Genomic DNA, 11089 nt, shown 5'->3' on the forward strand with positions numbered 1-11089 from the left:
ACGAGCCGGCCAGCACACGCCACAAGCAACCGGCCACGATCACGATCCGCAGACTGACACCCCGACCAGCATCATGATCAACTTAAGCTACACGGCATTGGGACTCGACCGGATCGACCAGGCCGACCTGCCGCTGGACAAGTCGTTCACCTACAGCGGCAAGGCGGACAACGTCACCGCGTTCGTCATCGACACCGGCGTCCAGGCCGACCACCCGGCCCTCGGCGGCCGCGTCTCGGGCGGCTTCGACGCCGTCGACAACGACGACAAGCCCGACGACGAGAACGGCCACGGCACGCACGTGGCGGGCACGATCGGCAGTGAGGAGTACGGCGTCGCCAAGGGCGTGAAGATCGTCCCGGTGCGGGTCCTCGACGCGCAGGGCAGCGGCACGACCGAAGGCGTCATCGCCGGTATCGACTGGGTCGCCAAGAACCACCAGGGCCCGTCGGTGGCGAACATGAGCCTCGGCGGGGGCGCCGACGAGGCGCTGGACAAGGCGGTGCAGGCGGCGATCGAGTCCGGTGTCACCTTCGCGGTGGCGGCGGGCAACAGCTCCGACGACGCGGGCAACAGCTCGCCGGCACGGGTGCCCGAGGCGCTGACGATCGCGGCGTCGGACGACGCCGACAAGCAGGCCGAGTTCTCCAGCTTCGGCAAGGTCGTCGACCTCTACGCGCCCGGCGTGGACATCACGTCGGCGTGGATCGGCGGGGAGACCAAGACGATCAGCGGCACGTCGATGGCCACCCCGCACGTCGCGGGCGCGGTCGCGCTGTACCTGGCGGCCAACCCCGACGCCACCCCGTCGGCCGTCGCGGAGGCGATCACCGCCGCGGCGACGAAGGACAAGATCGGCGGGATCAGCCCGGACACGGTGAACCTGCTGCTCAAGGCGTGACCTGAGAAAAGGATCGGTGGGCCCGGCACCTCGCGCCGGGCCCACCGTCTTTCTCCGTCCCCGGTCAGCTCGGTTCGTCGACCTCGCGTGCCAGCGAGATCACGTTGTCCAGCGCCCCGAGGAGCAACGAGACCAGCGCGCCGCGGTCCGTCCGCTCGCGGCCGGTCCACTCGATCGTCAGCTCCTCCGCGAACGCCCACCACGCGCGTACCGCCAACACCACCGGCTCCGGCGGCTCGACCAGCCCCAAAGCCGACATCACCCGCACGCTCAACTCGTCCTGGGTCTCGTCGTGGATCTCCTTGACCCAGTCGTCGAGCCCGGAGGCGCGGAACAGCCCCACGTATTGCGTGCGGCGTCGTTCGATGAAGGCGACGTAGCCCTCCACGATGGCGCGGGTGTCGTCGCCGGGCTGCGCGGACCTCAGCAGACGCCTGCCCGCGGCGCGCACGACCTCGACGTAGTAGTCCTGCTTGGTGGGGAAGTAGTGGAACAGCAGGCTGCGCGAGATGCCCGCCTCGGCCGCCACCTCATCCACCGTGACCTGGTGGATCGGGCGCACCGTGAGCATCCGCAGACCGATCCCGATCAGCTGTTTGCGCCGGTCGGCCGCCGTGCGGCGGACTCGGGTCGGTGCTTCCGACATACGTCACTCCTCGGACCTGTTGAGCATTGCTCGATACGCAGGGTACCTTGTTGAGCAACGCTCAATAGGAGGCGACGTGGACTTCGCGCACTCGGCCAAAGCGGCCGACTATCTCGCCAGGGTCGGTGACTTCATCCGCACCGAGATCGAGCCGGTCGAGGCCGACTACCACCGTGAGCTCGCCGCACTGGACGACCCGTGGGTCGTCCTGCCGGTCATCGAGGAGCTCAAGGCCAAGGCCCGCGAAGCCGGTCTCTGGAACCTCTTCCTCAAAGACGAGTCCGGGCTGGCCAACGTCGAGTACGCCCCGCTCGCCGAGCTGATGGGACGCTCGTTCATCGCGCCCGAGGTGTTCAACTGCAACGCCCCGGACACCGGGAACATGGAAGTCCTGCACATGTACGGCAGCGACGAGCAGCAGCAGCGCTGGCTCGAACCGCTGCTGCGCGGCGAGATCCGCTCCGCGTTCTGCATGACCGAGCCGGACGTCGCCTCCTCGGACGCGACGAACATGGCCGCCACGGCCGTGGTCAAGAACGACGAGATCGTCCTCAATGGACGGAAGTGGTTCTCCACCGGCATCGGCCACCCGAACTGCAAGGTCGCCATCTTCATGGGCCTGACCGACCCGGACGCGCACAAGTACGCGCGGCACTCGATGGTCCTGGTTCCCTTGGACACCCCCGGTTTCAAGCTCGAGCGGATGCTGCCGGTCTTCGGCCGCCACGACGAGCCCTTCGGCCACGGCGAGGTCAGCTTCACCGACGTGCGCCTGCCGCTCGACGCCGTCATCGCCGGTCCCGGCCGCGGTTTCGAGATCGCCCAGGGCAGGCTCGGCCCCGGCCGCATCCACCACTGCATGCGCCTGATCGGCTTGGCCGAGAAGGCTCTGGAACTCGCCTGCGTGCGCGCCACCGAGCGCGAGGCGTTCGGCAAGCCGCTGGCCAACCTCGGCGGCAACCGCGAGCGCATCGCCGACGCGCGCATCGCGATCGAGCAGGCCCGCTTGCTCGTCCTCAACGCGGCGTGGAAGCTGGACACCTACGGGCTCAAGGGTGCGCTCTCGGAGGTCTCGCAGATCAAGGTGGTGGTGCCGAACATGGCTCTTGACGTGATCGACATGTCCATCCAGCTGCACGGCGGCGCCGGTATGACCGACGACTTCCCGCTGGCCGCGGCCTACGCGGGCGCCCGTTCGCTGCGCCTGGCCGACGGCCCCGACGAGGTCCACCGCGGCGTCGTCTCCCGCATCGAGCTGAAGAAGTACACCTCATGACCGGTCGCATCCTGATCACGGGATCCGGTTCCGGGCTGGGCAAGGCCATGGCCGCGCACTACGCGAAAGCGGGCTGGCGCGTGCTCGTCACCGATGTCGACGCCACCGCCGCCGAGACCGCCGCCAAGGAGATCGATGCCGATCACCTGGCCCTCGACGTCACCAAGGACGAGTCCTGGGCCGCGGCCCGCGACTGGTGCGACGAGCACTGGGGCGGGCTCGACGTGCTGGTCAACAACGCGGGCGTGGCCTCGGGCGGGCGGATCGACCGCATCCCGATGGCCGACTGGGCCTGGATCTGGGAGATCAACCTCATGGGCGTGGTGCGCGGCTGCGCGACCTTCACCCCGATGTTCAAGGCCCAGGGCTCGGGCCACCTGGTCAACGTCGCCTCGCTGGCCGCGATCATGAACCTGCCGGGGATGTCGTCCTACAACGTCACCAAGGCGGGCGTCCTGGCGTTGTCGCAAACCCTTCGCTACGAACTCGAACCGCACGGGATCAACACCACCGTGGTGTGTCCCGCGTTCGTCCAGACCAACCTCAACGACCGCATGCGCACACCGGACCCGGCCGCGCTGAAGGTCAGTCAGAAACTGATGGCGTCGTCCAAGGTGACCCCCGAAGACGTGGCCAAGCAGGTTTTCGACGCGGTGGCGGCCAAGCGGTTCCTCGTCCACACGCACGCCGACGGCAGGCGCGCGCAGCGGCTCAAGCGGCTCGCGCCGTGGCTGGTGGACAAGCAGGTCGCCAAGTACTGGGCCAAGCTCCGGCCCAAGATGGAGAAGGAAAACCCGTGACTCGTAAGAACATCCTCATCACCGGCGCCAGCTCCGGCCTCGGCGAGGAGATGGCCCGCCAGTTCGCCGCCCTCGGCCGCAACCTGGCGCTCGCCGCCCGGCGCACCGGCCGGCTGGAGACGCTGCGCACGGAGCTGCTCAAGGCGAACCCTGGAATCAAGGTCGTCGTGCGCGCGCTCGACGTCAACGACCACGACGCGGTGTTCAAGGTCTTCGGCGAGTTCAAGGCCGAACTCGGCACCATCGACCGGGTGATCGTCAACGCGGGCCTGGGCAAGGGCCAGCCGCTGGGCACGGGCTACTTCGAGGCCAACAAGCAGACCGCGGTGACCAACTTCGTCTCCGCGCTCGCCCAGTGCGAGGCCTCGATGGAGATCTTCCGCGAGCAGAACGCGGGCCACCTGGTGGTCATCTCCTCGATGAGCGCCATGCGTGGCCTGGGCGGCAACCTGTCGACCTACGCCGCGACGAAGGCCGGTGTCGCCGCGCTCGCCGAGGGCATCCGCGCCGACCTGCTCAAGTCGCCGATCAACGTGTCCACCATCTACCCGGGCTACATCCGCTCGGAGATGAACGAGAAGGTCAAGAAGACCCCGCTGATGGTCGACACCGTGCCGGGTGTCCAGTCGATGGTGAAGGCGATCGAGAAGGAGTCGGCCGAGGCGTGCACGCCCGCGTGGCCGTGGACCCTGATGGGCTTCGCCATGCGCAACCTGCCGCTGGGCATCGTGGCCAAGCTGTCATGAGTGTGGACGAGACCCGCGAAGTCCGGTCGGAGGACAGCTTCGACACCGCCGCGGTGCACAGCTGGCTTTCGTCCATTGTGGATGGACTGGTGGGCGAGCCCGCGGTGCGCCAGTTTCCCGGCGGAGCCTCGAACCTGACGTACCTGCTGACCTACCCCGACCGCGAGCTGATCCTGCGGCGGCCCCCGGTCGGCAAGAAGGCCGCGTCGGCGCACGACATGAAGCGGGAGTTCCGGGTCCAGCAGGCGCTCAAGCCGGTGTACCCGTACGTCCCGACGGTGCTCGGGCTGTGCGCCGACGAGTCGGTGCTCGGGTCCGATTTCTATGTCATGGAACGGATTCCGGGCACCATCCTGCGCGGCGACCTGCCCGAGGGCATGACGCTGAGCGAGGCGCGGGCGCGCGCGTTGTCGACCACGCTGATCGACCGGCTCGTCGACCTGCACCAGGTCGACCCGGCCGCCGCGGGCCTCACCGACCTCGGCAAGGGCGCGGGCTACGTCGGCAGACAGGTCAAGGGCTGGTCGGAGCGCTTCCGCAACGCGCGCACCGAGAACGTCCCCGACTTCGTCGAGGTGATGGCCTGGCTCGACGCGAACCAGCCCGCCGACGTGTCCACTGTGGTCATCCACAACGACTGGCGCTTCGACAACGTCGTGCTGGACGACGACCGGAACATCGTGGGCGTCCTCGACTGGGAGATGTCCACGCTCGGCGACCCGCTGATGGACCTCGGCGGCGCCGTCGCCTACTGGATCCAGGGCGATGACGACGACGTGTTCAAGGTGGCCCGCAGGCAGCCGTCGCACCTGCCGGGGATGCTGACCCGCGCCGAGATCGTCGACTACTACTGCGACCGGATGGGCTTCAAGCCCGCGAACTGGTCCTGGTACGAGGCGTTCGGGCTGTTCCGGCTGGCGGTGATCATGCAGCAGATCTACTACCGCTATCACCACGGGCAGACGCACAACCCGGCGTTCAAGGACTTCTGGATGTTCTCCGGCTACCTGGAGTGGCGCTGCCGCGAGGTGATCGGCAAGTGAGCGTTGTCTACCTGTTGCGCCATGGCCAAGCGTCGTTCGGTGCGGCGGACTACGACGTCCTCTCACCGGTCGGACACCAGCAGGCCAAGGTGCTGGGCGAGGAACTGCGCGCCCGGGGCGTCACACCCGCTCAGGTCTGGGCGGGGACCCTCGCGCGTCAACGGGACACCGCCACGGCCACGCTGGCCGCGGCGGGCATCGACCTCGACTGCGGGACCGACGGGCGGTGGGACGAGTACGACCACCTCGGTCTCGTGCGGGCGCTCGCCGCCCGCGAGCAGGTCGACGCCCCCGTCTCGCCCCGAGACTTCCAGGCGCTGCTCGACCGGGCGCTGGAGGACTGGATCGGCAACGGCCTTGAGGTCGGCGGCACGGGCACCTACACCGACTTCGCCGACCGCGCGTTCGCCGCGCTCACCGAGGTGGCGGCGGGCGGTGACGCGCTCGTGTTCACCTCGGGCGGCGTGATCGCGGCGCTCTGCTCGAGGCTGATGGGCGCGGGCGTGGTGGCGGTCAACCGGGTCGTGGTGAACGCGGCGATCACGAAGATCGTCGTCGGGCGTTCCGGAGCGTCGCTCGTGTCGTTCAACGAGCATGGGCATTTCGAGGGAGCCAACCGGGAACTCCTCACCTACCGTTGACCAACCCGCGAACCGAGTGTCAGGAGTGGCAATGGGCCGTCCGAGGATCGAGCCGGTCGTGTGGCGGGCGCCCCGCCCAGGGCGCAAGCCGAAGGCGTCGCTGCCGGCGCTGACAGTGCGCCAGGTGACCGGGACCGGCGCCGAGGACGTCCTGGTCGACGAGCACGGCCATGTCTTCACCGGCGTCGAGGACGGCCGGGTCCTGCGGCTCACCGCCGACGGCAGGCGACTCGACACCATCACCGACACGGGTGGCCGCCCGCTCGGCTTGGAGCTCTACCCCGACGGCAGACTGTTGGTCTGCGACGCCGACAAGGGCCTGCTCCTGGTCGACAAGCGGGACGGCGAGATCGAGGTGCTGATCCCGGCCGGACCGGGACTGCGGGTGTGCAACAACGCCGCGGTCGCCAAGGACGGGACGATCTATTTCACCGACTCCACCAGCCGGTTCGACCTGGAGTTCTGGAAAGCCGACATCCTGGAGCACTCCGGGACCGGCAGGCTCCTGCGCCGTTCGCCGGACGGGTCGGTCGAGACCCTCCTCGACGGCCTGCACTTCGCCAACGGGGTGGCGCTGGCCGCCGACGAGTCCTACGTCGTGGTCGCCCAGACCGGCGAGTACTGCCTCAACCGGCTGTGGCTCACGGGTGACCGCGCGGGGGAGTCCGACGTGCTCGTCGACAACCTGCCCGCTTTCCCCGACAACATCTCCACCGGATCCGACGGCCTGATCTGGATCGCGCTGGCGGCCCCACGCGATCCGGTCGTCGATCTCTTGCTGCGCACGCCGCCGCGGGTCCGCCAGGTGCTCTGGCGGGTCCCGGATCGGTTGCAGCCCAAGGAAAAGCGGGTGGTGTGGGTTCGGGCCGTCGACGGCGCCACCGGGCGGTTGGTGCATGACTTCTACGGCAAGGCACCGGACTACCACATGGTGACTGGGGTCCGCGAGCACGAGGGAACTGTGTATTTGGGAAGCCTCAACGAGAGGGCGATCGCCCTTTTCGGGCTACCCTGAAGTAGACACGGTAAGGAAATCGGCCGCCCGGCTGCCATCGCGGCCCCGGGCGTGAGCGAAGTTTGTGACGTGGGTCTCGCTGCGACCCGGCGCCAGGTGAAAGCGGCATGTCGGACAAAGCCTCATCTCGTCGATGCTTGGTGTCTGCCTGAACGCCTGGTTTGCTTACCGCTGAGCAGGTACTAATTCCCCCAGACACACTGGGTGAGTACCCAGGAGCCGGAGGGCAAAGATGACCGCGACCGTCGAGGGCAGCACGCAGGTGGACCAGGATGGGCCCAAGCCCATGTTCGGGGAGCCGCGCGGGCCGTGGCCGCAGATCGGCACGTACTTGTTCATCCTCATCCCCTTCGTGGCCCTGATCGCCGCGGTCCCGTTCGCCTGGGGCTGGGGGCTGGGCTGGGTCGATGTCGGCCTGGCGGTGTTCTTCTACACGTTCACGTGCCTCGGCACGACCGTCGGATTCCACCGCTGCTTCACCCACGGCGCGTTCAAAGCCAAGCGCGCGGTCCGCGTCGGGCTGGCGATCTCGGGCAGCATGTCGCTGCAGGGGCCGATCCTGCACTGGGTCGCCGACCACCGCCGCCACCACGCCTTCGCCGACCGCGACGGCGACCCGCACTCCCCGTGGGCCTTCGGCACCTCGCCCGCCGCGCTGGTCAAGGGCTTCTGGCACGCCCACATGGGCTGGATCTTCGACCGCAAGCTGACCAACGCCGAGCGCTTCGCCCCGGACATGCTGGCCGACCCGGACATCCGCCGCATCGACAAGCAGTTCGGCATGTGGACCGCGGTCACCATGCTCGCGCCGCCGGTGCTCGGCGGGCTGATCACGTGGTCCTGGTGGGGCGCGGTGACCGCGTTCTTCTGGGCCAGCCTGGTCCGCGTGTCGTTCCTGCACCACGTCACCTGGTCGACGAACTCGATCTGCCACATCGTCGGCAACCGACCGTTCAAGTCCCGCGACAAGGCGACCAACTTCTGGCCGCTGGCGATCCTGTCGATGGGCGAGGCCTGGCACAACCTGCACCACGCCGACCCGACCAGCGCCCGTCACGGCGTCCAGCGCGGTCAGATCGACATCTCGGCGCGGCTCATCTGGCTGTTCGAGAAGTTCGGCTGGGTCAGCGAGGTCCGCTGGCCCACGCCACAGCGTCTGGCCAAGCTCGCCAAGTAGCTAGTCGCTTATGCATCCGAGGACCTGGTGGCTCGTCCAAGCGAGCCACTAGGTTCGAGGGCATGTCGCCCCGAACCGCCACGGTCCGCCGCCCCGATCGCGTCGACCTGCTCGACTTCCTGCGGGCCCGCTCCCGCGGCGTGCTGACGACGCGGCGGGCCGACGGGAGCCTTCAGGTGTCCCCGGTGGCCTACGGCGTCGAAGTAACGGGCCGTGTGGTGGTCTCCACGTACCCGGAACGCGCCAAGGCGGTCAACCTGCGCCGGGACCCCTCCGCGACGCTCTGCGTGCTCTCGGAGGACTGGGACGGGCCCTACGTGCAGGTCGACGGCCGGGCCGAGGTGATGGACCTGCCCGAGGCGGTCGAACCGCTCGTCGAGTACTTCCGGTCGATCCGCGGCGAGCACCCCGACTGGGCCGAGTACCGCGCGGCGATGGTCCGCCAGGGCAAGTGCCTGATCCGGATCGAGATCGACCGCTGGGGCCCGATCGCGACCGGCGGCTTCCCCGCCCGCCTCGCTACGCCGGAGCCGTCCGCCTGAGCAGGGTGCGGTCGAGCGCGCGGGCACCGAGGGCGAGCACCAGGAACAGCACCGCCACGATCACGCAGTTGAAGATCACCACGGGGTAGCCGTGCAGGCGCACGTCGAGGAACGGGTAAGGGTAGAAGTCGACGAACGGCCCGCGGACGAGGGTGAACACCAGCCACAGGATCGGGAACAGCGCCGCCAGCCCGATCACCCGGTATTCGATACCGCCGCGCGGCCCGAAGACCAGCCAGCCGGTGATGGTCAGCAGCGGCGACAGGGTGTGCAGCAGGAAGTCGGCGACGGCCGCGCCGCCGTGAAGGTCGTAGAGGCCGGAGAGCACGGTGTGGAAGACGACCCCGGTGACCGCGATGCCGAGCAGACCGGCGAGGCGGAACACCCGCAGGACCGTCGACTGGCGGTCGGGGTTGATCGCGAGCAGCGCGCAGGTGACCAGCACGATGATGTTGGACTGGATCGTGAAGAAGCTGAAGACGTTGGCCACCCGGCCCGCCACGGTCGTGAAGTGGCCCTCGGTGGCCTGGGACGTGACAGCCACCTGCGTGACCAGACCGGCCAGGACCACCAGCGCGGTGAAGCCGAACCAGCCGCGGGCCGCCGTTCGCATCGTCATACGCAGAAGGTAGACGGACTGATCCACTGACCGCCATCGGAACCCGCGCTGAGCCGATCGGATGATCATTGCGGCAAACGAGTGATCGAGCGTCGCTATGGGTAACAACTTGCTCCGTTCGGCCGATTGATCTTGCGTGTCCGTCGAACTGCGGGACCTCGCCTGGTCCAAGATCACTCCCGAGCGCCGCGCGGGCGACAAGCGCGACGCGCCCGCCGGCGACGAGCCGGACAAGGCCGAGTCGGCCGCGCCGAGCGATGATCATTAGGGCCCGCGGCGGGTGAATGGCCTGGGAATGGGCTGAGAAATTCACTGGACCGCATGCTTTCGCCCGCGGGATCCGAGTATCCGCGTGGCGGCGTGAGTGGCTTGCATTCGGTCCGTTATAGTCGCCCCGAACTCGACGGCGACCAGCGTGTATTGCGTCCGCGCGGCCCGGCGACGATGACAAAACCGTCGTTAGTGCTTGATTTCTCGGAGGCTGCCGTGTCGCCACCCTTGGAGGTGACCACGCGAAGCACCCGTTCGGCTGTGGTGGTCACCGCCGCGGGTCGGATCGACCTGCTGACCGAGCAGCCGTGGCGGGAGCAGATCGAGGACGCGTGCGCCGAGGATTCGGCCAAAGCGCTGGTAGTAGTGGACCTGGGACGGGTGACGTACCTCAGTGTCGGCACCGCGCCGCTGTTGTTGCGGGCGCATTACCACTGCCTGCACCGCGGCCGCAGGCTGCGTGTGGCGGTCCCGCCCGGCCCGGTTCTCGGCACGATGCAGCTGACCGGTGTGGCCGAGACGGTGGCGCTGTTCCGCGATCTGGACTCCGCGCTTCGCCCGATGGTTCAGTCGTCATGGTAACTGGGAAAACTTCATCTTCGACCCATTTCGGTCGCGTATGCGCGCGAACGGAGTAAAAAGCAAGAGCCCCTTCGAGTGTTTTTGCGAGATTATCCGCACAGAATGAGCCGAACGTGCTTCGTGGTGTTCCTGTGGGTGATTGACCTGGGTTCCGATCGCTTCTGGTGGCTGATTGACAAGGATCTTCACGCTGTCGTGGATCTCGTCCGCGTGCGTCGGGTGACGATAGGTGTGACCTGCGTCGATGACCACTGGTGATCCTTTGGTGACTTACCGTCCCGGCTGGTAGCCCTGCAGTAGCGGTAGAAGACACCCGGAGAGGACCTTTCGATGAATCGTCACCTCGTTCGGCTCGTGGCCTCGGTCGCGACCGTGAGCGTGCTGTCAATGGCCGGGACAGGTATGGCGTCCGCGACCCAGCCCGGCTCCGCGTCGGCGGAGGCTTCCAACTCGGCGCCGGCCGCCCAGCTGCAAAAGCTGCACGACCAGATCGACGCCGCTTACAAAGCGGGCGACGCCAAGGCCCTGCTCAGCTCGGTGACCGAGCTGCGCCCCGTCCTGGCCTCGGTCCGCGACATCGCTCGCAGCAACAACACGCTGCATGTCGTCGAGGAGGCCGACGACACGTCCGTCCAGATTCAGGACAAGCTCCAGCAGAACCCCCAGGTGCTGCCCGGTCTGCCCAGTCCGATCGCCTTGGTGACCGACCTGGTCTCGACCCTGCTGACCCTGGTGCTCTCGCTGGTGGCAGGCCTGCTGGGCGGGCTGCCCCTGCCGATCCCGGTCCCGCCGGTTCCGGTCCCGACCCCGAGCGGCTGATCACGGCAGCAG

Annotated in this window: 15 protein-coding genes; 12 read left to right on the forward strand and 3 right to left on the reverse strand. The window is 68.2% G+C overall.

All coding sequences use genetic code 11. The features are described 5' to 3' along the window. The coding region (locus ACRDSQ_RS16770) for a S8 family peptidase (RefSeq protein ID WP_431422247.1) at positions 1 to 901 on the forward strand (901 nt) is incomplete at its 5' end. A gap of 64 nt (positions 902 to 965) precedes the next feature. On the opposite strand, the gene ACRDSQ_RS16775 is transcribed toward ACRDSQ_RS16770, so the two are convergent. Further along, positions 966 to 1547 (reverse strand): TetR/AcrR family transcriptional regulator, encoded by a 582-nt coding sequence (locus ACRDSQ_RS16775; protein ID WP_431422249.1) that lies wholly within the window; start codon positions 1545 to 1547, stop codon positions 966 to 968. A gap of 76 nt (positions 1548 to 1623) precedes the next feature. On the opposite strand from ACRDSQ_RS16775, the gene ACRDSQ_RS16780 reads away from it, so the two are divergent. The 8 genes from ACRDSQ_RS16780 to ACRDSQ_RS16815 all read left to right on the forward strand — a co-directional run bounded on the left by ACRDSQ_RS16780 (position 1624) and on the right by ACRDSQ_RS16815 (position 8787). Next, the gene (locus tag ACRDSQ_RS16780) at positions 1624 to 2823 is read left to right on the forward strand and encodes an acyl-CoA dehydrogenase family protein (RefSeq protein WP_431422251.1); all 1200 of its coding nucleotides are present in this window, start codon (positions 1624 to 1626) and stop codon (positions 2821 to 2823) included. Next, a complete protein-coding gene (locus tag ACRDSQ_RS16785) occupies positions 2820 to 3623 on the forward strand; it encodes an SDR family oxidoreductase (RefSeq protein WP_431422253.1) in 804 nt (267 codons plus the stop codon). Before ACRDSQ_RS16780 ends, ACRDSQ_RS16785 begins: the two co-directional genes overlap by 4 nt. Beyond that, positions 3620 to 4369, forward strand: coding sequence for an SDR family oxidoreductase (locus ACRDSQ_RS16790; protein WP_431422254.1), 750 nt, complete (start codon positions 3620 to 3622; stop codon positions 4367 to 4369). Before ACRDSQ_RS16785 ends, ACRDSQ_RS16790 begins: the two co-directional genes overlap by 4 nt. Beyond that, positions 4366 to 5412: a phosphotransferase family protein gene (locus ACRDSQ_RS16795; protein WP_431422256.1), complete on the forward strand. Its 1047-nt coding sequence runs from the start codon at positions 4366 to 4368 to the stop codon at positions 5410 to 5412. Before ACRDSQ_RS16790 ends, ACRDSQ_RS16795 begins: the two co-directional genes overlap by 4 nt. Further along, the gene (locus tag ACRDSQ_RS16800) at positions 5409 to 6053 is read left to right on the forward strand and encodes a histidine phosphatase family protein (protein WP_431422257.1); all 645 of its coding nucleotides are present in this window, start codon (positions 5409 to 5411) and stop codon (positions 6051 to 6053) included. The genes ACRDSQ_RS16795 and ACRDSQ_RS16800 overlap by 4 nt, the downstream gene beginning before the upstream one ends. A gap of 31 nt (positions 6054 to 6084) precedes the next feature. Next, a complete protein-coding gene (locus ACRDSQ_RS16805; RefSeq protein ID WP_431422259.1) occupies positions 6085 to 7068 on the forward strand; it encodes an SMP-30/gluconolactonase/LRE family protein in 984 nt (327 codons plus the stop codon). Positions 7069 to 7300: 232 nt separating this feature from the next. Then, positions 7301 to 8245 carry an acyl-CoA desaturase gene (locus tag ACRDSQ_RS16810; protein ID WP_431422260.1) on the forward strand — a complete coding sequence of 315 codons (945 nt, stop codon included), beginning with the start codon at positions 7301 to 7303 and terminating at the stop codon, positions 8243 to 8245. A 62-nt stretch (positions 8246 to 8307) separates the two neighbouring features. Further along, positions 8308 to 8787 carry a PPOX class F420-dependent oxidoreductase gene (locus ACRDSQ_RS16815; RefSeq protein ID WP_431422262.1) on the forward strand — a complete coding sequence of 160 codons (480 nt, stop codon included), beginning with the start codon at positions 8308 to 8310 and terminating at the stop codon, positions 8785 to 8787. Here the strand turns inward: ACRDSQ_RS16815 and ACRDSQ_RS16820 are convergent. Continuing rightward, positions 8765 to 9406 (reverse strand): Pr6Pr family membrane protein, encoded by a 642-nt coding sequence (locus tag ACRDSQ_RS16820; protein ID WP_431422263.1) that lies wholly within the window; start codon positions 9404 to 9406, stop codon positions 8765 to 8767. The genes ACRDSQ_RS16815 and ACRDSQ_RS16820 overlap by 23 nt on opposite strands. A gap of 136 nt (positions 9407 to 9542) precedes the next feature. On the opposite strand from ACRDSQ_RS16820, the gene ACRDSQ_RS16825 reads away from it, so the two are divergent. Together ACRDSQ_RS16825 and ACRDSQ_RS16830 are read left to right on the forward strand one after the other, a co-directional pair. After that, entirely contained in the window at positions 9543 to 9674 is a 132-nt protein-coding gene (locus ACRDSQ_RS16825) for a hypothetical protein (RefSeq protein WP_431422264.1), read from the forward strand. 218 nt (positions 9675 to 9892) lie between these two features. Continuing rightward, entirely contained in the window at positions 9893 to 10258 is a 366-nt protein-coding gene (locus ACRDSQ_RS16830; protein ID WP_431422265.1) for an STAS domain-containing protein, read from the forward strand. On the opposite strand, the gene ACRDSQ_RS16835 is transcribed toward ACRDSQ_RS16830, so the two are convergent. After that, entirely contained in the window at positions 10250 to 10510 is a 261-nt protein-coding gene (locus ACRDSQ_RS16835; protein ID WP_431422266.1) for a hypothetical protein, read from the reverse strand. The two genes, ACRDSQ_RS16830 and ACRDSQ_RS16835, sit on opposite strands and share 9 nt — an antisense overlap. Before the next feature lie 78 nt (positions 10511 to 10588). Between ACRDSQ_RS16835 and ACRDSQ_RS16840 the strand changes: the two genes are divergently transcribed. Continuing rightward, a complete protein-coding gene (locus tag ACRDSQ_RS16840; RefSeq protein WP_431422268.1) occupies positions 10589 to 11077 on the forward strand; it encodes a hypothetical protein in 489 nt (162 codons plus the stop codon). The last annotated feature ends 12 nt before the right edge of the window (positions 11078 to 11089 follow it).

Source organism: Actinokineospora sp., from assembly GCF_050699995.1.
In the GTDB taxonomy this organism is placed as follows: Bacteria; Actinomycetota; Actinomycetes; order Mycobacteriales; family Pseudonocardiaceae; genus Actinokineospora.